Consider the following 21,538-nt stretch of genomic DNA (forward strand, 5'->3'; position numbering starts at 1 on the left):
TCCAGAATTTTTCTTGTAAACGTACGAGGCTGCTGCAGACTACATCGGCCGTGGACTCTGGAAATAAAGTGTTACTCGGGAAGAATCCCCCGTATTTATTGATGATTGGCGATTTTTGTGACCGATTGGTCGCCATCGGGCAGAAAAAGAATGGCAAGTCAGGCGGATTGCCGTTACAACGCAGTGCGGTCTTGCTTCAGCGACAAGCAGGTTCCAGGACCTGTGACCTATAACAATCACGTGTTTGGCCAGACAGGACCCCCGACAGAAACCGATGAAGACTCCAAAACGCATTGAACCGCTGGTTGAAGATGGACTGGTCGACGAAGTACTACGACCACTGATGAGTGGCAAGGAGGCTGCGGTGTATGTGGTCCGCTGCGGTCGGGAGCTACGGTGCGCCAAGGTCTACAAAGAAGCCAACAAGCGCAGTTTCCGCCAGGCTGCCGAGTACCAGGAAGGCCGCAAGGTGCGCAACAGCCGTCAGGCCCGGGCCATGGCCAAGGGCTCCAAGTTCGGCCGCAAGGAGGCCGAAGACGCCTGGCAGAACGCCGAAGTGGCGGCGTTGTTCCGCCTGGCCAATGCCGGTGTGCGGGTGCCCAAGCCTTATGATTTTCTCGATGGTGTGCTGCTCATGGAACTGGTGGCCGACGAGTACGGTGATGCCGCGCCACGCCTGAACGACGTGCACCTGGAGCCTGAACAGGCGCGGGAGTACCACACCTTCGTGATCCGCCAGATCGTGCTGATGCTCTGCACCGGCCTGGTCCATGGCGACCTCTCGGAGTTCAACGTACTGCTCGGGCCCGACGGCCCGGTGATCATCGACCTGCCGCAAGCGGTCGATGCCGCGGGCAACAACCATGCGTTCAGCATGCTCGAGCGCGATGTCGGCAACATGGCCGCCTACTTCGGGCGCTTTGCCCCGGAGCTCAAGCAGACGCGTTACGCCCGCGAGATGTGGGCGCTGTACCAGGCCGGCAACTTGCTCCCGGAAAGCCCGCTGACCGGGGTATTCGCCGATGATGAGCACAGCGCCGACGTTGATGGGGTGATGCGCGAGATCGACGCGGCACGCATCGATGAAGCCCGTCGACGTGCGGCCAAGGCCGACGCCGAACGGGGCATGGTCAAGGACGAAGAACCGGCGCCGCCCTGGCTCCAGTAAACGCCGTCAGTGACAGCAACTGCCGCCGGCTGCCAGGTCCTTGAGGATCGGGCAGTCCGGGCGGTCGTCGCCCTGGCAGTGGGCAACCAGCTCGCTCAAGGTGTCACGCAAGCTCACCAGCTCCTCGATGCGCCGGTTGAGGTCATCGATATGCTGGCTGGCCAAGGCCTTGACGTCGGCGCTGGCGCGCTGACGGTCCTGCCACAAGGTCAGCAGGCGGGCGACTTCTTCCAGTGAAAACCCCAGGTCCCGCGAGCGCTTGATGAATGCCAGCTGGTGCAGGTCTTCCTGCTGGTACAGGCGATAGCCGCTGTCGCTGCGCAAGGCCGGCTTGAGCAGGCCGATCGACTCATAGTAGCGGATCATCTTCGCGCTCAGGCCCGAGCGGCGGGCGGCTTGGCCGATATTCATTGGGCATCGTCCTCAGGCGGGGTGGCCGGTTTCCAGGTTTTCAGCAATAGCGCGTTGCTGACCACGCTGACACTCGACAGGGCCATGGCGGCGCCGGCCAGCACCGGGTTGAGCATGCCGAAGGCGGCCAGGGGAATGCCGATCAGGTTGTAGATAAACGCCCAGAACAGGTTCTGGCGAATCTTGGCGTAGGTCTTGCGGCTGATCTCCAGGGCTGCCGGCACCAGGCGCGGATCGCCGCGCATCAGGGTGATTCCGGCTGCCTGCATGGCCACGTCGGTGCCGCCGCCCATGGCGATGCCGATGTCCGCAGCGGCCAGTGCCGGGGCATCGTTGATCCCGTCGCCGACCATCGCCACTACGCCGGACTGCTTGAGCGCGGCAACGGTGGCGGCCTTGTCGGCGGGCAGTACCTCGGCGTACACGTCGGTGATGCCTAGGGCTTCACCCACCACCTTGGCGCTGCCGCGGTTGTCGCCGGTCAGCAGGTGGCTGCTGATGCCTTGTCCGGCCAGTTGCCGGACCGCTTGCCCGGCGCCAGGTTTGAGGCTGTCACCAAATGCGAACAGGCCCAGCACCCGCGCCTGCGGGCTGCGTTCGATCAACCACGACAGGGTGCGGCCTTCGGCTTCCCAAGCCTGGGCGCTGGCGGCCAGCTCGCCGGGTTGCAGGCCGCTTTCATCCAGCAGGCGACGGTTGCCCAGGGCCAGTTCGCGGCCATCGAGGCTGCCGGCGATACCGCGGCCGGTCAGCGACTGGCTGTTGCTGATAGCGGCCACAGGCAGGCCTTGTTCTTCACAGGCATCCAGCACCGCCTTGGCCAGCGGATGTTCGCTGCCGCGCTGCAGGGCGCCGGCCAGTTGCAGCAGGTGCGCCTGCTCGCCCACCAGTGCCCGGCTGTGGACGATGCGCGGGCTGCCGGAAGTGAGGGTGCCGGTTTTGTCGAATACCACGCGGTTGACCGCATAGGCACGTTCCAGGGCTTCGGCATCCTTGATCAGGATGCCGTGGCGGGCGGCGACACCGGTGCCGGCCATGATCGCCGTCGGTGTAGCCAGGCCCAAGGCGCATGGGCAGGCGATCACCAGCACGGCAACGGCGTTGATCAGTGCGTACTCCATCGGTGCGCCATCGAGCAGCCAACCAACCAGGGTGATCAGCGCCAGGACCAGTACGGCCGGTACGAACACCTGGCTGACCCGGTCTACCAGTTTCTGGATCGGCGCCTTGGCAGCCTGGGCGTCTTCGACCAGACGGATGATACGCGCCAGCACGGTTTCTGTGCCCAGAGCCAGGGTGCGGACCAGCAGGCGGCCTTCACCGTTGATCGCGCCGCCGGTGACCTTGTCGCCCGGCTGTTTCGGTACCGGCAGGCTTTCGCCGCTGATCAGTGCTTCGTCGGCGTGGCTCAGGCCTTCGATCACTTCACCGTCGACCGGGAAGCGTTCGCCAGGCTTGACCAGCACCAGGTCATGCAGGCGCAGTTCGCTGATGGCGACATCGCGCTCCTGGCCGTCGACCAGCAACAGCGCGCGTTCCGGGCGCAAGGCTTCCAGCGCGCGGATGGCGCTGGCGGTTTGCCGTTTGGCGCGGCTTTCCAGGTACTTGCCGAGCAGGATCAGGGCAATCACCACGGCCGAGGCCTCGAAGTACAAGTGCGGAACAATGCCGTCCCTGGTCGTGACCCATTGGTAGATACTCAGGCCGTAGCCGGCGCTGGTGCCGATTGCGACCAGCAGGTCCATGTTGCCGGCGCCGGCGCGCACGGCTTTCCACGCGGCGACATAAAAACGCGCACCGAGAATGAACTGCACCGGCGTGGCCAGGACGAACTGCACCCAGGCCGGCAGCATCCAGTGGATGCCAAAGGGTTGCAGTAGCATCGGCAGCACCAGCGGCAAGGCCAGCAACACCGCCAGGGCCACCGACCAACGCTCTTTGCGCAGTCGCTGTTCGGCCTCGGCCTGGTTGACCTTGGCGCTCTGCGGCAAGCTGGCGGTGTAACCGGCCTGGCTGACGGCGTCGATCAGCACGCTGCTGTCGATCTGGCCAAACAGCTGCAAGTGCGCGCGTTCGTTGGCCAGGTTGACGGTCACCTGCTGCACGCCCGGAACCTTGGCCAGGGCACGTTCGACGCGGCCGGCACAGGAGGCGCAAGTCATGCCGCCGATCTGCAGTTCGAGGGTCTGGGATGGCACGCTGTAGCCGGCTTGCTCAACAGCTTCGACCAGCGCTGGCAGGCTATCGGCCGGGGCCTGGACCCGGGCCTGTTCGGTGGCCAGGTTGACACTGACCTGTTCGGCGCCGACGACCTTGCGCAGGGCGCGCTCGACCCGGCCAGCACAGCTGGCGCAGGTCATGCCGGCAATCGGCAGGTCGAACGTGGTAGATGCGGACATGGGGCACTCCTCCTTGGACAGGCCTCAAGCATCAACCTTGCCATGCGGGGAAGGTCAATAGCCCAGGCCGGCCCTGATCAGCTTGAGGCCATTCTGATCCACGGCAATGCGGTATTTATTGATCTCACCGGCCCTCAGGGTCAGCTTTTGGTTGCGCTGGTTCTCCAGGCCGTTCTGGCACCCGGGGGCCTGTGCCGGCAGCAGGCGCAGGCGCACCGCGACCTGGCCCGGCGGCAGGTTGAACGAGGTCGACTGCTCCTGAAACAGCCGCGCCGAAAGCTGGTCATCGAGGTACACGCCGATCTCGCACGAGGTCGCCACTTCCAGGCGCTCGCGGGAAATGGTCAGAATGCTGTAGTCGGCATTGCCCTCGGCACTGGCCGGGGGGATCAGGCTCAATGCTCCCATCAGGCCGAAAAGGCCCAAAGCTGCCCTGCGCATGAATTCAAACTCCTGCAAATCGATTCTAAGGCTTGCAGCTTGGCGGAGCGGCGCGCCGATTTCCAGCCCGGCAGGCAATCCTCGTACTTGACCTTGCCCCGGTGGCAAGCTTGAGACTGCGCTCAAACCCCACAGGAGGCTGTTGCAATGCAAGTATTCACTGTTCAAGGAATGACCTGCGGCCATTGCGTCAAGGCTGTCACTCGCGCGGTTCAGGCCCAGGATGCAGACGCCAGGGTTGAGGTCGATCTGGGTCAGAAGCAGGTAAAAGTGCAGAGCGAGTTGCCGGCCGAGGAAATTCTCTCGGCGATTCGCGAAGAGGGCTACACGGCCGAAGCCGTCTGACCTCTGACGCCCGCGCGGTGGATAAAAGATTCATCGCGCAGGCGTAACTCTGTCAGCGAAACCCCGGCAGGGCGGTTAGACTAGCGGACTTGCTTAGCCTGCTACGGATTTCCGATGAACCTGCGAACCATCCTGATTCTCGGCGCCTTGAGTGCGTTCGGGCCCCTGGCGATCGACTTCTACCTGCCCGGTTTCCCGGCCATGGCGCTGGCCTTCGGCACCGACGAGAAGCATATCCAGACCACCCTCGCGGCGTACTTTCTCGGCCTGTCGATTGGCCAGCTGGCCTATGGACCAGTGGCCGACCGCTTTGGCCGGCGCATTCCGCTGCTGGTCGGGGTGACGCTATTTACCATGGCGTCGCTGGCCTGTGCCTTTGCCCCGAGCCTCGACACGTTGATCGTGGCGCGCTTCGTCCAGGCCCTTGGTGGTTGCGCCGGGATGGTGCTGTCGCGAGCGATTGTCAGCGACAAGTGCGATGCGGTGGGGTCGGCCAAAGTCTTTTCGCAACTGATGCTGGTCATGGGCCTGGCGCCGATCCTGGCACCGATGCTCGGTGGCCTGATGGTCAACCTGTACGGTTGGCAGTCGATCTTTATCGCCCTGACCCTGTTCAGTGCCCTGTGCACCCTGGCCGTGGCGCTCGGCCTGCCGGAAAGCCTGCCGGCCAACCAGCCGCGCCAGCCGTTGTCCGGTGCCTTGCGCCAGTACGGGAGGCTGTTCAAGGAGCGCATCTTCCTCGGCCACGCCTTGACCGGTGGCATCGCCATTGCCGGGATGTTTGCCTACATCGCCGGTTCGCCGTTCGTCTTCATCAAACTCTATGGCGTGCCGGCCGAGCACTATGGCTGGCTGTTCGGCAGTAACGCCGCAGGGTTCATCCTGGTGGCGCAGGTCAACGCGCGGCTGCTGGCCAAGCGTGGCCCGGCCTTCCTGCTGGCGCGTGCGGTATGGGTTTACCTGGCGGCGGGGCTGACCCTGCTGGGGATCAGTGCATTGCACCCGACGGCGTTGTGGCCGTTGTTGATTCCGCTGTTCATCTGTATTGCCAGCCTGGGCTGCATCATCCCCAACGCCTCGGCCTGTGCCATGAGCGGGCAGGGCGCCCGGGCCGGCAGCGCTTCAGCACTGCTGGGTTGCCTGCAGTTCAGCGTGGCCGCCGGTGCCGCGGCGCTGGTGGGGGTGCTGCACGATGGCACGGCGGTGCCGATGGCCATCGTCATCAGCTTGTGCGGCCTGGCGGTGGTGAGCGTGGCGATGCTGACCCGGCGCTTGACTCTCAGCCGCTGCGTTTGAGCGGGTGCGGGGCCTGGAGCCGGGCTTGCAGGGTGTTGACGAAGGCGCGGGCCTCGGCCTCGCTGCGAAAGCTCACCACATGCTGGTCGAGCTGAACCTGCCATGGGCAGCCGGGCTTTTTTGCTGATGCACTGACCTGGATATTCATATCTGCATACCTGAGGTTGGCGTTGGCTGATGCATTGTAGCGCTGGCCACGGGGAGCGGAATGACCTGGGTCAGTTGTCGGACTGACGGTCGCGTGCGCCGCGAAAACGCGGCGGGCGCGGGGTTTCAGAAACCTTCGAGAACGATCTTGCCCTTGGCTGCGCCGCTTTCCAGCAGGGCATGGGCGCGGCGCAGGTTGGCGGCATTGATGGTGCCGAAGTGCTCGCCGAGGGTGGTCTTGAGGGTGCCGTTATCGATCAGTTCGGCAACCCGCTCGAGCAGGTTGTGCTGCTCGATCATGTCGGCGGTTTCGAACAGCGAGCGGGTGTACATGAACTCCCAGTGCAGCGACAGGCTCTTGCGCTTGAGCTTGGTGACGTCCAACTGCTTGGGGTCATCGATCAGTGCCAGTTTGCCTTGTGGCGCCAGGGCTTCGACCAGTTGATCGAGGTGCTGGTCAGTCTGGGTCAGGCTGGCGACATGGGTGACCTGCTCGATGCCCTGAGCCTTGAGCGCGGCAGCCAGCGGCTGGCTGTGATCGACCACCTGATCGGCGCCCAGCTTGCGCACCCAGTCCTGGGTTTGTGGGCGCGAGGCGCTGCCGATCACGGTGAGACCGGTCAGCGTGCTCGCCAGTTGGGTGAGGATCGAGCCGACACCGCCGGCGGCGCCGACGATCAGCAGGCTCTGGCCCTGGTCCTGCTGGCCTTCGGCGATTTGCAGACGTTCGAACAACAGCTCCCAGGCCGTGATAGCCGTCAAAGGCAGCGCCGCAGCCTCGGCAAAGCCCAGGGTTTTCGGCATGTGCCCGACGATTCGTTCATCCACCACGTGCAGTTCACTGTTGCCGCCAGCACGGGCGATGGAGCCGGCGTAGTAAACCTTGTCGCCCGGCTGGAACAGGCTGACCTCGCGCCCCACCGCCTTGACCACCCCGGCCACGTCCCAGCCCAGCACCTTGGCGGCGCCGCCTTCTGGCGACACGTTCTGGCGAACCTTGGTATCAACCGGGTTCACCGAGATCGCCCGCACCGCCACCAGCAGGTCGCGTGGGCCTGGCTCGGGGGCTGGCAGTTCGATGTCCTGCAGGGCTGCCGGGTCGGTGATGGGCAGGGAGTGATAGTAAGCAATGGCTTTCATGGGGTGGTCCTTGGCAGATAGGGCGTGACCCCATGATTGGCGCTTTCACTTGTCGTTAAAAGCCGATAAAACTACAGAATCTTTCAATATTTTTTTGATAATGGCGAGTGTCTCGGATGCGTATCGATGATCTGCAGTTGTTCGTTCGTGCCGCCGAGCTGGGCAGCCTGTCTGCGGCCGCACGCTTGCTTGACCTGTCACCGGCAGTGGCCAGTGCTTCGCTCAAACGTCTGGAGCAGCAGTTGGGCGTGCGCTTGCTGGCGCGCTCGACCCGCAATCTGCGCCTGACCGCCGAGGGTGAGGGGTACTTGCAGCATGCCCGTTCCGCCCTGGCGAGCCTGGAGGAGGGGCAGCGAGTCCTGGCCCATGGGCAGGATCAGGTCAGCGGTACCCTGCTGTTGTCGGCGCCCTCGGATTTTGGTCGTAACGTACTCTTGCCGTGGCTCGACGAGCTGCAGGATGAACACCCGCAGCTTAACGTGCGCTTGCTGCTGGGCGATCGCAACGCCGACCTGTTTCGCCAGGCGGCGGACATCGCCCTGCGCTATGGCGCCCCGGAAGACTCCAGTCTGGTGGCGTTGCCGTTGTGCCCGGATAACCGCCGGGTGCTGTGTGCATCACCTGCCTACCTGGCCCGCCACGGTGAGCCGGCCGAAGTGGCGCAACTGGCCGAGCACAATTGCCTGCTGTATCAGTTGGGCAGCCGTGTGCATGACCATTGGCGCTTTGGCGAGGGCGCCAGTGAGGTCGGTGTGAGCGTCAACGGTGATCGTTTTTGTGATGATGCCGATGTGGTCCGGCGCTGGGCACTGGCCGGTGTCGGTATTGCTTACAAGTCCTGGCTGGATGTGGCCAACGATGTGCAGGCCGGACGCCTCAAGTTGCTAATGCCACAACTGCGTGGTGAAGCGGCGCCCCTGAACCTGATGTGCACCCACCGGGCGCAGTTGGGCAAACCCGTGCAGTTATTGCGAAATATGCTTCGAGCGCGTTGTCAGATAATGCTCGAGAAACTGCTGGGTTAAACTGCCCAAGAAGTTGCTATTACGTGACACTCCTACATGACTGGCATGCAATTCTTGTGAGTTTCAGCATAATTTGTTGTAGGTTTTATCGGGCGATCTGAACTTGATAATAATCCGTCAATTGCTAGCAAGATATGTAACATGGGGGTTGGGGTGTTCATGTCCAAACGTATCTTCAGTCTTGTGCCTGGTGGCCATTGCTGAGGTTGCCAATACCTTGGAAATCGACCGGATTACGTTGGCGCAACGCGGCTTATAATGGATCCAGCAGTCATTTCCAGCGAGAGATACTTCCATGTCCAGGTCGGCAAGTATTACCTCTCACTCAGACATCGCCTGGCCCTGGCCCGGGCTGACTGCCGGTGAGGTGCTTGACCGCAAGTAGCCTGAATAACTTTTGTATGTTCGTGTTGCAGGAGGAACACGATGACTTGATAACTTCCACTTCCTGCCTTTCTGGCATCGGACACCTCGCAGTAAATGCTGCCGACATGGTTAATCAATCGATATCAGACATGATCTCGCAGGGAGTTGAGATATGAAACCAGTAACGAGTATCAGCCAGATCGCCAGCTTGTTGGCAGACCCGAAACGCAGTGCGATGCTCTGGGCCTTGATCGATGGCATGGCGCGACCTTCCGATGAGCTCGCCAGCATGGCAGGGCTGACGCCTTCTTCGGCCTGCGCTCACCTGGCCAGGTTGTCGGCCAGTGGCTTGCTGAAGCTGGAACCGCGGGGGCGCAAACGTTATTTCAGGTTAGCCGCGCCGGAAGTTGGGGCGGCTGTCGAGGCGCTGGCCAGTGTCCAGGTCAAAACACCCGAAGACAGTCGCGAGCAGGAGGTGGGTGGCATTCCGTTGTCCATGCGCCGGGCACGGCTGTGTGGCGATCACCTGGGCGGCGAGCTGGCGGCCGATCTCTATCAGCGCCTGTTCGATGCCGGCTGGCTGGAGGGCAGCGAGCAGCACATCGACGTCACCCCGCACGGCCGCGCGCAGTTCGCCGCTTACGGGATTTTCATCGAGGCCCTGGCCCAGCATCAACGTCGAAGCTTCAGCAGTTGCCGGTGCTGCAGCGAATGGAGCGATCACCGCCCACATCTGGGAGGCGCGCTGGGCAGCAGCCTGCTCAAGCTGTTTCTGCAGTCCGGCTGGATACGTGAGAGTGAAACATCGCGCATGTTGCAGATCAGCGCGACGGGTTTGGCACACATCAACCGCATAGCCCAGGTTCCAGTGCTGAAGACTGCCGGCTGAACCGAGGAGAGGCGCCTGCTTGGCAGGCGTCGTTGCGGCATTTGGCGAGGTCGCTGCTGACAACTCGCCCGAAGGCAGATGCCGTGACACTCGGGGTTGGCACAACTGCGGGGGATTCTTGCATGGCAGCTCAGGACTACAGTGCGGCGCAGCGTCTGGAACGCTTGCCGATCAGTGGTTACCACCGTCTGATTTTCATCATCATCGCCCTGGCGTTCTTCTTCGACTCCATGGACCTGGCGATGATGACCTTCCTGCTCGGCTCGATCAAAGCCGAGTTCGGCTTGAGCACGGCCCAGGCCGGGTTACTGGCCAGTTCGAGCTTCTTCGGCATGGTGCTGGGCGCATCGCTGTCCGGAATGCTCGGTGACCGCTTCGGGCGCAAGCCGGTGTTCCAGTGGAGCATCGTGCTCTGGGGCCTGGCCAGTTACCTGTGCTCGACCGCGCAGTCGGTCGAAACCCTGACGTTGTATCGAGTACTGCTGGGGATCGGCATGGGCATGGAGTTTCCGATTGCCCAGTCGATGCTTTCGGAGCTGATTCCGGCCAAGCGCCGCGGCCGCTACATTGCCCTGATGGATGGTTTCTGGCCCCTGGGTTTCGTGGCCGCCGGCGTGCTGTCGTATTTTCTGCTGCCGCTGATTGGCTGGCGCGACATCTTCCTGGTGCTCGCGGTGCCTGCGGTGTTCGTTTTGGCCATTCGCTTTTTTCTGCCCGAATCGCCGCGCTGGCTCGAGCAATCCGGTCGTCTGCTGGAGGCTGATACGGTGCTACGTGGCATCGAGGCAAAGGTGATGAATTCGCTGGGGCTGCAGCAATTACCCGTACCGGTGCCATTGGCACGAACGGCGCCGCAGACACCGGGCTTTTTCTCGGCGTTCGTTGAGCTCTGGTCGACGCGGTACCGTCGCCGCACCCTGATGATCTGGAGTGTCTGGTTCTTTGCCTTGCTGGGCTTCTACGGCCTGACCTCGTGGCTCAGCGCGTTGCTGCAGCAGTCAGGTTTCGCTGTTACTCAGTCGGTGTACTACACCGTGCTGATTTCCCTGGGCGGGATTCCCGGGTTTCTCGTCGCGGCCTGGCTGGTGGAGGTGTGGGGGCGCAAGCCGACCTGCGTGATGACCTTGCTGGGTGGTGGTGTCATGGCCTACCTGTACGGGCAAAGTGCGGTGTTTGGCGGGCAGGTGGAGCTGTTGATCGGCACGGGGCTGCTGATGCAGTTTTTTCTGTTCGGGATGTGGGCAGTGCTCTACACCTACACTCCCGAGCTCTATCCCACTTCGGCGCGGGCTACCGGTTCGGGGTTTGCCTCGGCGGTCGGGCGTATCGGTTCGCTGCTCGGGCCGATGGTCACCGGCTTGCTGTTTCCGTTGGCCGGGCAGGGCGGGGTGTTTGCCCTGGGGGCACTGTGCTTTGCCGTGGCGGCGCTGGTGGTTGGGGTGTTCGGGGTCGAGACCCGCGGCAAGACCCTGGAGGAGCTGAGCGAGATTCAGGATTAACCTGTAGGAGCGGGCTTGCCCCGCGATCGAGCGCTACCCGATGTGCAGGCTGCACTGGCCTCATCGCGGGTCAAGCCCGCTCCTACAGGTCCAGCTCCAATGTCAGGGTTTGACCAACCGCGCATCCAGGCTGTTCTGCGCCAGGCGCCGCGCCTGGTCTTGGGTCATGCCCAGGTGCTCATGCAGGGCCTGGAAGTTCTCGGTGACGTAACCCCCAAAGTACGCCGGGTCATCGGAGTTGACCGTGACCTTCACGCCACGCTCGAGCATGTCGAGGATGTTGTGCTGGCTCATGTGCTCGAACACGCACAGCTTGGTGTTGGACAGCGGGCAGACGGTCAGCGGGATCTGCTCGTCGATGATCCGCTGCATCAGGCGCTCGTCTTCGATGGCGCGTACGCCATGGTCGATACGCTGAATCTTCAGCAGGTCGATGGCCTCCCAGATGTATTCGGGCGGGCCTTCTTCGCCAGCGTGGGCAACGGTCAGGAAGCCTTCGCTACGGGCCCGGTCGAACACCCGCTGGAACTTGCTCGGCGGGTGGCCCATCTCCGAGCTGTCGAGGCCGACGGCAATGAAGGCATCACGAAACGGCATGGCCTGATCGAGGGTCTTGTGGGCTTGCTCTTCACTGAGGTGGCGCAGGAAACTGAGGATCAGGCCGCTGCTGATGCCCAGTTGCTGCTGGCCATCCTTGAGTGCCGCTCTGATGCCATTGACCACAACCTCGAAAGGGATGCCGCGATCGGTATGGGTCTGCGGGTCGAAGAACGGCTCGGTGTGAATCACGTTCTGCGCCTTGCAACGCTTCAGGTAAGCCCAGGTCAGGTCGTAGAAGTCCTGCTCGGTACGCAGCACATCGGCGCCCTGGTAGTAGAGGTCGAGAAACTCTTGCAGGTTGTTGAACGCATAGGCGCTGCGCAGGGCTTCGACATCGTTCCAGGGCAGGGCAATCTTGTTGCGCTCGGCCAGGGCGAACAGCAACTCGGGCTCCAGCGATCCTTCCAGGTGCAGGTGCAATTCTGCCTTGGGCAGAGCGTTAAGCCAGTCGTACATAGTGGTGGAATCTCATCAGGTGCGGTTGCCGCCATTCTACAGAGGTTGCGCTGTCTACGCGGAGAAAGCTGACCAGGCGGTTCCTGCGGGTAACCTTCAACGATGGCGAAACCAACGCGATCGAGGGCATGATCCTCTTCGTGCGCTTCGCCACCGTCATCATGTTGGCATTGCTTGCCTTTGAGCTATCAGCCCGCGATCAGTTGTGCGGCGGCCTGACGGTGATCAGCGATCAGCGCCTGGACATCCAGCCCCTCGATCTGGCCATCGACAACCCGCCACTGGCCGCCGACCATGACCCGGTCGGCGCGGTCGGCGCCGCACAGCAGTAGGGCCGAGAGCGGGTCGTGGCTGCCGGAGAAGCGCAGCTCGTCGAGTTTGAACAGGGCCAGATCAGCCTGTTTGCCCACCGCCAGCTCGCCGATGTCGGTACGCCCGAGCAACTGCGCCGAGCCGCGGGTGGCCCAGCCCAAAACCAGTTCCGGCGTAATCGCTTCGGCGCCGTAGCGCAGCCGTTGCAGGTACAGGGCCTGGCGCGCTTCGAGGATCATGTTGGAGGCATCGTTGGAGGCCGAACCGTCCACGCCCAGACCCACCGGCGCCCCGGCCCGGGTCAGTTCCAGGGTTGGGCAGATGCCCGAGGCCAGGCGCATGTTCGAGCTTGGGCAATGGCAGATGCCGGTGCCGGCGGCGCCCAGGCGGGCGATCTCGTCCGGATTGAAATGGATGCCATGAGCCAGCCAGGTGCGCGGGCCGAGCCAGCCGACACTGTCGAGGTAATCGACCGTGCGCAGGCCGAAGCGCTGCAGGCAGAAGTCCTCTTCGTCGAGGGTTTCGGCCAGGTGAGTGTGCAGGCGCACGTCCAGCGCTTCGGCCAGATCGGCGCTGGCGCGCATGATTTGCGGCGTGACCGAGAACGGCGAGCAGGGCGCCAGGGCGATCTGGACCTGCGCACCGTCGCCACGCTCATGGTAGCTGTGGATAAGTCGCTGGCTGTCCGCCAGGATCACTTCGCCCTGTTGCACCGTCTGTTGCGGCGGTAGGCCGCCGTCGGCTTCGCCCAGGCTCATGGAGCCGCGGGTGAGCATGGCGCGCATGCCCAGTTTGCGTACCGCTTCGACTTGCACGTCGATGGCGTTTTCCAGGCCATCGGGGAACAGGTAATGGTGGTCGGCGGCGGTGGTGCAGCCCGACAGCAACAGCTCGGCCAGGGCCACGCGGGTCGCCAGTTCAAGCTTGGCCGGGGTCAGCCGGGCCCAGACCGGGTAGAGGGTTTTCAGCCAGGGAAACAATGGCTGGTTGACCACCGGCGCCCAGGCGCGGGTCAGGGTCTGGTAGAAGTGGTGGTGGGTGTTGATAAGTCCTGGCAACACCACGTGTTCACGGGCATCGAAGACTTGTCCACAGGGGCTGCCCGGGCTTTGCCCCAGGCCAAGTACTTGCTGGATACGGCCGTCTTCAATCACCAGGCCGCCACGGGCGTCGAGGCTGTTGGCTGTGAAGATGGCGAGGGGGTTTTTCAACCAGATGCGGGTCGCAGGCATGGTGCCGGCTCCTCTGAAAGTGGGTTCAGGTTAGCCAGCTCAGTGTTGCCCTGTCTGCTGATCCAGGTCCGCCGCGGTGGGCGAGGTGTCGAGTCTACACCCACCGCGCGGGGTTTCACCAGATCAGGCTTTCGCCCTTGTAATTGATGAATTGCAGGCCGCCTTTGCCACTGTGGGCGTGAACCTGATCGACCATGCCGCGGGTGCTGGTTGGCACATCGATGTCGGCGCCTTCACCGCCCATGTCGGTCTTTACCCAGCCCGGGTGCATGGCCAGCACGGTCAGTTGCGGTTCGCCGAGTTGCACCACGAAGCTGTTGATCATCGAGTTCAGTGCGGCCTTACTGGCCTTGTACAGGCACAGTTCCGGCGCATCGGGAATGCTCACGCTGCCCAGCACCGAACTCATGAAGGCGATCACCCCGGTGTCTTTGCGCAGTTGCGGGGCGAAACGCTGGGCCACGCGAATCGGCGCCACGCTGTTGGTCATGAACAATTCGCCGACGTCAGCGAGCCTGGCCTGTTCCGGGTTCTGCTCCTCCGGGCCCTTGACCCCGGCGTTGACGAACAGCAGGTCGAAGGTGTGTGCAGCGAGACGTTCCTGCAGTGCATCGAGCTGGCGGGCGTTGTTCATCTCAAGGGTTTGCACCTGCACCCGGGGCAGGGTGCTCAGGGCTTCGGCCTTGGCCAGGTCGCGGACAGTGGCAACCACATTCCAGCCATCTTCCACCAGGCGCTGCACCAGGCCAAGGCCCAGGCCGCGCGAGGCGCCGATGATCAGGGCGGTCTTGTTCGTGGACATAGGGAACTCCTTTCAAGGGGGCATCAATCGTTGATCAAAGAATAACCAGTCTAGCCAAGCCGTGGCCCAGCAAGCCGTTGGCGCAGGGGTGCACGGCTTATCCACAGTTTGCTCCACAGTATTTGTGTGCAAGCGTGAACGCTGGACACAAGCCTGTCAGGGCCGCTGTGCCCTGGCAATAACTGGGGATAACTCGCTGATTTTTCGACAGTTGAAGCACTGTCATCAGATCTTGATCAAAATATGATCGTTCTTCTGCAGGCCCCGTGGTTAAAGGCTCACAGCCGAATGCTCAGAGCTTATCCACAGCCGGGCCCACAGTGAATGTGGGCAAATGTTCAGGCGCGTTCCAGCAGGATTCGGCCACGGCTGAGGTCGGCCAGCTGACGCTGCAGCACTTCGATCTGTTCTTCGCCAAGGGCCAGGCGCAGGTCGACGCCATTGGCGGTGAACTGTTCGTCCAGTACCAGGCCATCGGCCTCGGCCACGCGCAGCTTGAGCAGCGCCAGTTCGCTGAAACTGCAGCTGCAGGTCAGTTCGCTGCGGCTGACCAGCAAGCGTTTTTCTGCTTGCTGCAGGCATTTATTGGCGCCACCGCCGTAGGCACGAGCCAGGCCGCCAGTGCCCAGTTGGATGCCGCCGTACCAGCGGATCACCAGCACCACCACCTGGTCGCAGTCCTGGGCCTCGATTGCAGCCAGGATCGGCCGCCCAGCGGTGCCGCCGGGTTCGCCGTCGTCGCTGCTGCGGTATTGTCCGCCGAGTTTCCAGGCCCAGCAATTGTGGGTGGCAGCGAGGTCGCTATGGGTTTCGATGAAGCTCATGGCGTCGGCCGGGCTACTGATCGGCGCAGCCAGGGTGATGAAACGGCTCTTGCGAATCTCTTCGCGAAACTCGCAGGTGTCGAGCAGGGTAGAAGGCATAAGGCAGGTTCAGTCGCGAGGTGTCAGGCCACAGCCTTTGAGAATGATGTGGATAAGATTGTTGCTGGCGTCTTCCATGTCCTGCTTGGTCAGGCGGCTGCGGCCGGTGACCTGGCAGATCTGGGTGGCGAAGTCGGCGTAGTGCTGGGTGCTGCCCCACAGCAGGAAAATCAGGTGCACCGGGTCGACCGGGTCCATCTTGCCGGCGTCGATCCAGGCCTGGAACACCGCGGCACGGCCCTTGAACCAGGCGCGGTAGTCTTCGCTGAAATAATCGCTCAGGCACTGCCCGCCGCTGATGATCTCCATGGCGAAGATCCGTGATGCCTGCGGGTTGCGCCGGGAGAATTCCATTTTGGTGCGGATGTAGCTGCTCAATGCCTGGGCCGGATCATCGTCGACGGTCAAGGCGTTGAAGGTGCTGTCCCACAGCTCGATGATGTTGCTCAACACCGCCACATACAGGCCAAGCTTGTTGGTGAAGTAGTAGTGCAGGTTGGCCTTGGGCAACCCGGCCTTGAGGGCGATGGTGTTCATGCTGGTGCCCTTGAAGCCGTGGCGGGCGAATTCGTCCTCGGCGGCCTGGATGATGGCCTGCTCGTTCTTCTGGCGAATGCGGCCGGCGGGCTTGCCCGAGACTTGGAGGCGATGCGCAGGGACTTCAAAGGTCATGAACGATTCCAGACAAGGCAATGGGTCTTATGACTGGCTAACCTACCAGCATTAGTTCTCAGCGAGTAGCCGCCAGGCTTTCAAGGAAGCTTTCCAGTACCAGGTGCGGGCGCCGGCCTTTGCGCGTTACCCAGCACAGGCTCAGGTCGTAGAAGCGCTCGGCGGGCTTGAGCGCGCGCAAGCGGCCTTGCTGCACCCAGAACGTCGCGTAGTGGTCCGGCAGGTAGCCGATGTAGCGCCCGGTCAGAATCAGGAAGGCCATGCCTTCGCGGTCGGAGGCGCTGGCGGTGCAGTTCAGCGCCTGGTAATGGGCCTGGATATCGGCGGGCAGGCGGAAGGTCGGCGCGATGGCGTCCTGGCTGTTGAGACGCTCGTCGTCCAGTTGCCGATCGTCGGCATAGAACAGCGGATGGCCGACCGCGCAGTAGAGCAGCGAGCGTTCGCTGTACAGCGGCTGGTACTCAAGGCCCGACAGCGGGCTGGTCTGCGGCACCACGCCAACATGCAGGCTGCCATCGAGCACGCCCTGTTCGACCTGGCTGGGGGCGATCATGCGAATCTGGATGCGCACGTCCGGGCCGCGATCCTTGAGCTGGGCCAGGGCATGGGTAATGCGCATGTGCGGCAGGGTCACCAGGTTGTCGGTCAGGCCGATGTTCAGTTCGCCGCGCAAATGCTGGTGCAGGCCGTTGACCTCGGTGCGAAAGCTCTCCAGGGCGCTGAGCAACTGCAGCGCCGAGTGATACACCTCGCGGCCTTCTTCGGTCAGCGAGAAACCGGCGCGTCCGCGCTGGCACAGGCGCAGGCCCAAGCGCTGTTCAAGGTCGCTCATCTGCTGGCTGATGGCCGAACGGCCGATGCCCAGCACGTTCTCGGCAGCCGAAAAGCCGCCGCACTCCACCACGCTGCGGTAGATCTTCAACAGGCGGATATCGAAATCGCTGACCTGGGCCAGGGGTTGTGGACGTTTCACGCGATGCCTCTGTGTTCAGGGACATGAAAGGCACACAACATACGCTGATCAGACATTCTCGCGCCAGCGACGGGCCTGAACGATCAGGGCCGGGGCGAAGTGCAACAGCAGCATTCGCACCAGGTGATGAGACAGCACGAACACCACATTCAGCCCGCCGCTGAAGGCGACGATGGCGATGGTTTCGATGGCGCCGGGCATGTAGGCCAGCCACAGGGTGAAGGGGTCGCTGCCCAGGACCTTGGCGGCCACTCCGGCAAAGGCTGCGGCGACCAGCAGCATCAAGCCCACGGACATCAGCCCGGCGCTGCCGTGACGGATGAGCTCCTTGAGGCTGATTTCCCTGAACCTGGCGCCGATCAGCACACCGAGGATCAGCGCGGCGAAGTCCACGCTCCAGCCGGGCATGTGAAAAGCCTGCAGCAAGCCAAGCTTTACATAGGCCGCCGTGGCGATGATCGCCGTGAGCATGAAGGGCGCGGGAACACCAAGCTTGAGCAGCAGGCGCCCCAGCAGGATGCACAGGGCAAGCAGCGATGCCAGGGTCAGCAACAGGCTCGGGGTGAGCGAGGCGCTCGCGACTGCAGGTGCATCGCTACCTGCGCGAATGCACAGGCTGACCAGCAGGGTGATCGACACCAGGCGCATCAGGTGCACGACGATCACCTTGCTGGAAGCCCGTTCCGACTCCAGCAAGTCGAACACCGCAGCCAGGGCGCCGGGGTAAACCGCCAGCAGCGAATCCTTGAGGCTCCAGCCGCAGCCCTTGAACAGCCACAGGCCGGCAACGCTGATCTGCGCACTCAGGCACAACAGCAGAAAACCCAGGCTCGGCAGGATGCTGGCCACTGTGGCGCTATCCCAGGCCTCGAACATCAGCCCGGTGGCGATACCCATGACCAGTTGCACATATTCCAGGCCAAAGCGCAGGTTGGGAGTAAAGCGCAGCCGGCTGACCAGCGTGGCACTGGCGACGATGGTGCCCAGCAGCAGCCCGTGAGGCACACCAGCAAACTGTACGGCGGCGCCAACCAGGGCGCAGATCATTAAACACAGGATGGTTTTCATGGTGGGCGTGCTTGCGCGTCCTGCGCCAAGTCTCCTGAAGGGGGCCGCCGGCATCATGCGCCTTGCCGGGATGCATGGAAACACTTTGTAACATCCTTGCGACTGCAAGTTTTGAATGAATGTTTAACTAAAGTTGATCTGAAGATTAGAAAAGCCAGGTTTTCCAAACTTTATGCTCATGCCAATTTAGCTGCAACAACACTTGTCGCTGCCCAATTGCCTTGCGAGGACTTGTCCGATGAATCTGCCTGAAAACGCTCCTGTCGGTCTGGCCAGCCAGCTCAAGCTGGACGCCCACTGGATGCCCTACACCGCCAACCGCAATTTTCAGCGCGATCCACGGCTGATCGTCGCCGCCGAAGGCAGCTACCTGACCGACGACAAGGGTCGCAAGATCTATGACGCGCTGTCCGGCCTGTGGACCTGTGGCGCCGGTCACACCCGCAAGCAGATCCAGGAGGCGGTCTCGCGCCAGTTGGGCGTGCTCGATTACTCGCCGGCCTTCCAGTTCGGTCACCCGCTGTCGTTCCAGCTGGCCGAGAAGATCACCGACCTGACCCCGGGCAACCTTAATCACGTCTTCTATACCAACTCCGGTTCCGAGTGCGCCGACACCGCGGTGAAGATGGTCCGTGCCTACTGGCGCCTGAAAGGCCAGGCCACCAAGACCAAGCTGATCGGCCGTGCCCGTGGCTATCACGGGGTGAACATCGCCGGCACCAGCCTGGGTGGCGTCAACGGTAACCGCAAGCTGTTCGGCCAGTTGCTCGACGTCGATCACCTTCCGCACACCCTGCTGCCGGGCAATGCCTTCACCAAGGGCATGCCGGAAGAGGGCGGTATCGCCCTGGCCGATGAAATGCTCAAACTGATCGAGCTGCACGATGCCTCGAACATCGCCGCGCTGATCGTCGAACCGCTGGCCGGTTCCGCCGGCGTGCTGCCGCCACCCAAGGGGTATCTGAAACGCCTGCGGGAAATCTGCGACCAGCACAACATCCTGCTGATCTTCGACGAAGTGATTACCGGCTTCGGCCGCATGGGTTCGATGTTCGGTGCCGATGCCTTCGGCGTTACCCCGGATTTGATGTGTATTGCCAAGCAGGTCACCAACGGCGCCATCCCGATGGGCGCGGTGATCGCCAGCAGCGAGATCTACCAGACCTTCATGAACCAGCCGACCCCGGAATACGCGGTGGAATTCCCCCACGGCTACACCTACTCGGCGCACCCGGTGGCCTGCGCCGCCGGTATCGCCGCGCTGGACCTGCTGGAGAAGGAAAACCTGGTACAGGCTGCCGCCGAACTGTCGCCGCACTTCGAGAAGGTGCTGCACGGGGTCAAGGGCGCGAAGAACATCATCGACATTCGTAACTACGGCCTGGCCGGGGCGATCCAGATTGCCGCCCGTGACGGCGATGCCATCGTGCGTCCGTACGAGATTGCCATGAAGCTGTGGAAAGCCGGCTTCTATGTGCGCTTCGGCGGCGACACCCTGCAGTTCGGCCCAACCTTCAACAGCCAGGCACAGGAACTGGATCGTCTGTTCGATGCGGTGGGTGAGGCCATCAACCAGGTCGATTGATCGTTCCTCTCTCTATATAAGAAGCGGGCGCGAGTGATCTCGCGCCCAGGCATACCCCCTTTCTGGAGTTCTGCATGAGCACTGTTCAACACCTGATCAACGGCGAACTGGTTGCTGCCGACGCGCGCACCGCCGATGTCTTCAACCCGTCCACTGGCCAGGCTATCCACAAGGTCGCCTTGGCCAGCAAGCAAACCGTGCAGCAAGCCATCGATTCGGCCAAGGCCGCGTTCCCGGCCTGGCGCAATACGCCGCCGGCCAAGCGCGCCCAGGTGATGTTCCGCTTCAAGCAATTGCTGGAGCAGAACGAGGCGCGTATCTCCCAACTGATCAGCGAAGAGCACGGCAAGACCCTGGAGGACGCCGCCGGTGAACTCAAGCGCGGCATCGAGAACGTCGAGTTCGCCTGCGCCGCCCCGGAAGTGCTCAAGGGCGAGTACAGCCGCAACGTCGGCCCGAACATCGATGCCTGGTCCGATTTCCAGCCGCTGGGCGTGGTGGCCGGTATCACCCCGTTCAACTTCCCGGCCATGGTGCCGCTGTGGATGTACCCACTGGCGATTGCCTGCGGTAACTGCTTTATCCTCAAACCGTCGGAGCGTGACCCGAGCTCGACTCTGCTGATAGCCCAGCTGCTGCACGAAGCCGGCCTGCCGAAAGGCGTGCTCAACGTGGTGCATGGTGACAAGGAAGCGGTTGATGCGCTGATCGAGGCGCCAGAGGTCAAGGCCCTGAGTTTCGTCGGTTCAACGCCGATTGCCGAATACATCTATGCCGAAGGCACCAAGCGCGGCAAACGCGTCCAGGCCCTGGGCGGGGCGAAAAACCACGCGGTGCTGATGCCTGATGCCGACCTGGACAATGCCGTCAGCGCGCTGATGGGCGCAGCGTACGGTTCTTGCGGTGAGCGTTGCATGGCAATCTCCGTGGCCGTATGCGTCGGCGACCAGGTGGCTGATGCACTGATCGCCAAGCTTGAGCCGCAGATCAAGGCGCTGAAGATTGGCGCCGGCACTTCCTGCGGCCTGGACATGGGCCCGCTGGTTACCGCGGCGGCCCGTGACAAGGTGGTTGGCTACATCGACCAAGGTGTGGCTGCTGGTGCGCAGTTGGTGGTCGACGGCCGTGGCTACCGGGTTGCCGGTAACGAAGACGGCTACTTTGTCGGCGGCACTCTGTTCGATCGCGTAACCCCCGAGATGAGCATCTATAAAGAAGAGATCTTCGGGCCGGTACTCTGCGTCGTGCGTGTGGACAGCCTGGAAGAGGCGATGCGCCTGATCAACGAGCACGAGTACGGTAACGGCACCTGCATCTTTACCCGTGACGGTGAAGCGGCGCGCCTGTTCTGCGACGAAATCGAAGTGGGTATGGTCGGCGTCAACGTCCCGCTGCCGGTACCGGTGGCTTACCACAGCTTCGGTGGCTGGAAGCGTTCGCTGTTCGGCGACCTGCATGCTTATGGCCCGGATGGCGTGCGTTTCTACACGCGCCGCAAAGCCATTACCCAGCGCTGGCCACAACGTGCCAGCCATGAAGCTTCGCAGTTTGCATTCCCGAGCCTCTAAGGCGTTAGCTGCAAGCTGCAAGTTGAGCGCGGTGCTAGCGCTTCTACTTGCAGCTTGAAGCTTGTGGCTTATAGCTAAAACGCCGCCGCTGAAACAAAGTTGAAATAAGTCCTTGACGCCCCTGTGGATCTGTCTATAATTCGCCCCACTTCCGGCGCAGTCGGAACTGAAAACTCCTTGAGTTTCAACGAGTTAGCAGTTTCAGGGCATTCCGGAGGGGC

At 62.7% G+C, this 21,538-nt stretch carries 20 protein-coding genes; 8 read left to right on the plus strand and 12 right to left on the minus strand.

Translation table 11 applies throughout. The features are described 5' to 3' along the window. Window positions 1–274: 274 nt before the first annotated feature. On the plus strand, window positions 275–1,168 hold the full coding sequence (locus tag KHO53_RS13630; protein WP_036995573.1) for a PA4780 family RIO1-like protein kinase: 894 nt from the start codon (window positions 275–277) through the stop codon (window positions 1,166–1,168). 6 nt (window positions 1,169–1,174) lie between these two features. On the opposite strand, the gene cueR is transcribed toward KHO53_RS13630, so the two are convergent. The 3 genes from cueR to KHO53_RS13645 are packed head-to-tail and all read right to left on the minus strand — an operon-like array spanning window position 1,175 to window position 4,419. Further along, window positions 1,175–1,579: a Cu(I)-responsive transcriptional regulator gene (cueR, locus tag KHO53_RS13635; protein WP_010221738.1), complete on the minus strand. Its 405-nt coding sequence runs from the start codon at window positions 1,577–1,579 to the stop codon at window positions 1,175–1,177. Beyond that, window positions 1,576–3,978, minus strand: a complete 2,403-nt coding sequence (locus tag KHO53_RS13640) for a heavy metal translocating P-type ATPase (protein WP_010221739.1) — start codon at window positions 3,976–3,978, stop codon at window positions 1,576–1,578. Before KHO53_RS13640 ends, cueR begins: the two co-directional genes overlap by 4 nt. A gap of 54 nt (window positions 3,979–4,032) precedes the next feature. Further along, window positions 4,033–4,419: a hypothetical protein gene (locus KHO53_RS13645; protein ID WP_010221740.1), complete on the minus strand. Its 387-nt coding sequence runs from the start codon at window positions 4,417–4,419 to the stop codon at window positions 4,033–4,035. A 147-nt stretch (window positions 4,420–4,566) separates the two neighbouring features. On the opposite strand from KHO53_RS13645, the gene KHO53_RS13650 reads away from it, so the two are divergent. Both KHO53_RS13650 and KHO53_RS13655 read left to right on the plus strand, forming a co-directional pair. Beyond that, window positions 4,567–4,764 carry a heavy-metal-associated domain-containing protein gene (locus KHO53_RS13650; protein WP_010221741.1) on the plus strand — a complete coding sequence of 66 codons (198 nt, stop codon included), beginning with the start codon at window positions 4,567–4,569 and terminating at the stop codon, window positions 4,762–4,764. 114 nt (window positions 4,765–4,878) lie between these two features. Then, window positions 4,879–6,060, plus strand: coding sequence for a multidrug effflux MFS transporter (locus KHO53_RS13655; RefSeq protein ID WP_213570405.1), 1,182 nt, complete (start codon window positions 4,879–4,881; stop codon window positions 6,058–6,060). On the opposite strand, the gene KHO53_RS13660 is transcribed toward KHO53_RS13655, so the two are convergent. Next, a complete protein-coding gene (locus KHO53_RS13660) occupies window positions 6,044–6,208 on the minus strand; it encodes a hypothetical protein (RefSeq protein ID WP_010221743.1) in 165 nt (54 codons plus the stop codon). The genes KHO53_RS13655 and KHO53_RS13660 overlap by 17 nt on opposite strands. A gap of 125 nt (window positions 6,209–6,333) precedes the next feature. Continuing rightward, a complete protein-coding gene (locus KHO53_RS13665; protein ID WP_010221744.1) occupies window positions 6,334–7,347 on the minus strand; it encodes a zinc-binding alcohol dehydrogenase family protein in 1,014 nt (337 codons plus the stop codon). A gap of 116 nt (window positions 7,348–7,463) precedes the next feature. Between KHO53_RS13665 and vimR the strand changes: the two genes are divergently transcribed. The 3 genes from vimR (at window position 7,464) to KHO53_RS13680 (ending at window position 11,126) form a co-directional block, all read left to right on the plus strand. Next, complete coding sequence (gene vimR / locus KHO53_RS13670) at window positions 7,464–8,372, plus strand: transcription regulator VimR (protein ID WP_010221745.1); 909 nt, start codon at window positions 7,464–7,466, stop codon at window positions 8,370–8,372. A 538-nt stretch (window positions 8,373–8,910) separates the two neighbouring features. Then, a complete protein-coding gene (locus tag KHO53_RS13675) occupies window positions 8,911–9,627 on the plus strand; it encodes an ArsR/SmtB family transcription factor (protein WP_010221746.1) in 717 nt (238 codons plus the stop codon). 122 nt (window positions 9,628–9,749) lie between these two features. Next, entirely contained in the window at window positions 9,750–11,126 is a 1,377-nt protein-coding gene (locus KHO53_RS13680; protein ID WP_213570406.1) for an MFS transporter, read from the plus strand. Between the two features lie 102 nt (window positions 11,127–11,228). Here KHO53_RS13680 and KHO53_RS13685 read toward each other — a convergent pair whose 3' ends face one another. The 7 genes from KHO53_RS13685 to KHO53_RS13715 form a co-directional block, all read right to left on the minus strand. Further along, window positions 11,229–12,182, minus strand: coding sequence for an adenosine deaminase (locus KHO53_RS13685; protein WP_213570407.1), 954 nt, complete (start codon window positions 12,180–12,182; stop codon window positions 11,229–11,231). Between the two features lie 188 nt (window positions 12,183–12,370). Next, the gene (locus tag KHO53_RS13690; RefSeq protein WP_010221749.1) at window positions 12,371–13,726 is read right to left on the minus strand and encodes an 8-oxoguanine deaminase; all 1,356 of its coding nucleotides are present in this window, start codon (window positions 13,724–13,726) and stop codon (window positions 12,371–12,373) included. Between the two features lie 115 nt (window positions 13,727–13,841). Next, the gene (locus KHO53_RS13695) at window positions 13,842–14,528 is read right to left on the minus strand and encodes an SDR family oxidoreductase (RefSeq protein ID WP_010221750.1); all 687 of its coding nucleotides are present in this window, start codon (window positions 14,526–14,528) and stop codon (window positions 13,842–13,844) included. A 338-nt stretch (window positions 14,529–14,866) separates the two neighbouring features. Continuing rightward, a complete protein-coding gene (locus KHO53_RS13700; RefSeq protein ID WP_213570408.1) occupies window positions 14,867–15,451 on the minus strand; it encodes an IMPACT family protein in 585 nt (194 codons plus the stop codon). 9 nt (window positions 15,452–15,460) lie between these two features. After that, window positions 15,461–16,123, minus strand: a complete 663-nt coding sequence (locus KHO53_RS13705; protein ID WP_010221752.1) for a TetR/AcrR family transcriptional regulator — start codon at window positions 16,121–16,123, stop codon at window positions 15,461–15,463. A 58-nt stretch (window positions 16,124–16,181) separates the two neighbouring features. Next, window positions 16,182–17,096 (minus strand): LysR family transcriptional regulator, encoded by a 915-nt coding sequence (locus KHO53_RS13710; protein ID WP_010221753.1) that lies wholly within the window; start codon window positions 17,094–17,096, stop codon window positions 16,182–16,184. Window positions 17,097–17,144: 48 nt separating this feature from the next. After that, complete coding sequence (locus tag KHO53_RS13715; protein WP_010221754.1) at window positions 17,145–18,164, minus strand: AbrB family transcriptional regulator; 1,020 nt, start codon at window positions 18,162–18,164, stop codon at window positions 17,145–17,147. Between the two features lie 238 nt (window positions 18,165–18,402). Between KHO53_RS13715 and aptA the strand changes: the two genes are divergently transcribed. Next, window positions 18,403–19,749: an omega-aminotransferase AptA gene (gene aptA, locus KHO53_RS13720; protein WP_010221755.1), complete on the plus strand. Its 1,347-nt coding sequence runs from the start codon at window positions 18,403–18,405 to the stop codon at window positions 19,747–19,749. 74 nt (window positions 19,750–19,823) lie between these two features. Then, complete coding sequence (locus KHO53_RS13725; RefSeq protein WP_036995578.1) at window positions 19,824–21,317, plus strand: CoA-acylating methylmalonate-semialdehyde dehydrogenase; 1,494 nt, start codon at window positions 19,824–19,826, stop codon at window positions 21,315–21,317. Window positions 21,318–21,538 lie beyond the last annotated feature (221 nt).

The organism is Pseudomonas sp. RC2C2 (assembly GCF_018390435.1).
GTDB lineage: Bacteria > Pseudomonadota > Gammaproteobacteria > Pseudomonadales > Pseudomonadaceae > Aquipseudomonas > Aquipseudomonas donghuensis.

Bases quoted from the DNA above. Each gene is read 5' to 3' on its own strand.
- KHO53_RS13700 (WP_213570408.1), bottom strand. From the start codon at position 15,451: ATGCCTTCTACCCTGCTCGACACCTGCGAGTTTCGCGAAGAGATTCGC.
- aptA (WP_010221755.1), top strand. From the start codon at position 18,403: ATGAATCTGCCTGAAAACGCTCCTGTCGGTCTGGCCAGCCAGCTCAAG.
- KHO53_RS13705 (WP_010221752.1), bottom strand. From the start codon at position 16,123: ATGACCTTTGAAGTCCCTGCGCATCGCCTCCAAGTCTCGGGCAAGCCC.
- KHO53_RS13665 (WP_010221744.1), bottom strand. From the start codon at position 7,347: ATGAAAGCCATTGCTTACTATCACTCCCTGCCCATCACCGACCCGGCA.
- KHO53_RS13655 (WP_213570405.1), top strand. From the start codon at position 4,879: ATGAACCTGCGAACCATCCTGATTCTCGGCGCCTTGAGTGCGTTCGGG.
- vimR (WP_010221745.1), top strand. From the start codon at position 7,464: ATGCGTATCGATGATCTGCAGTTGTTCGTTCGTGCCGCCGAGCTGGGC.
- KHO53_RS13675 (WP_010221746.1), top strand. From the start codon at position 8,911: ATGAAACCAGTAACGAGTATCAGCCAGATCGCCAGCTTGTTGGCAGAC.
- KHO53_RS13630 (WP_036995573.1), top strand. From the start codon at position 275: ATGAAGACTCCAAAACGCATTGAACCGCTGGTTGAAGATGGACTGGTC.
- cueR (WP_010221738.1), bottom strand. From the start codon at position 1,579: ATGAATATCGGCCAAGCCGCCCGCCGCTCGGGCCTGAGCGCGAAGATG.
- KHO53_RS13685 (WP_213570407.1), bottom strand. From the start codon at position 12,182: ATGTACGACTGGCTTAACGCTCTGCCCAAGGCAGAATTGCACCTGCAC.
- KHO53_RS13725 (WP_036995578.1), top strand. From the start codon at position 19,824: ATGAGCACTGTTCAACACCTGATCAACGGCGAACTGGTTGCTGCCGAC.
- KHO53_RS13660 (WP_010221743.1), bottom strand. From the start codon at position 6,208: ATGAATATCCAGGTCAGTGCATCAGCAAAAAAGCCCGGCTGCCCATGG.
- KHO53_RS13695 (WP_010221750.1), bottom strand. From the start codon at position 14,528: ATGTCCACGAACAAGACCGCCCTGATCATCGGCGCCTCGCGCGGCCTG.
- KHO53_RS13650 (WP_010221741.1), top strand. From the start codon at position 4,567: ATGCAAGTATTCACTGTTCAAGGAATGACCTGCGGCCATTGCGTCAAG.
- KHO53_RS13690 (WP_010221749.1), bottom strand. From the start codon at position 13,726: ATGCCTGCGACCCGCATCTGGTTGAAAAACCCCCTCGCCATCTTCACA.
- KHO53_RS13715 (WP_010221754.1), bottom strand. From the start codon at position 18,164: ATGAAAACCATCCTGTGTTTAATGATCTGCGCCCTGGTTGGCGCCGCC.
- KHO53_RS13640 (WP_010221739.1), bottom strand. From the start codon at position 3,978: ATGTCCGCATCTACCACGTTCGACCTGCCGATTGCCGGCATGACCTGC.
- KHO53_RS13645 (WP_010221740.1), bottom strand. From the start codon at position 4,419: ATGCGCAGGGCAGCTTTGGGCCTTTTCGGCCTGATGGGAGCATTGAGC.
- KHO53_RS13680 (WP_213570406.1), top strand. From the start codon at position 9,750: ATGGCAGCTCAGGACTACAGTGCGGCGCAGCGTCTGGAACGCTTGCCG.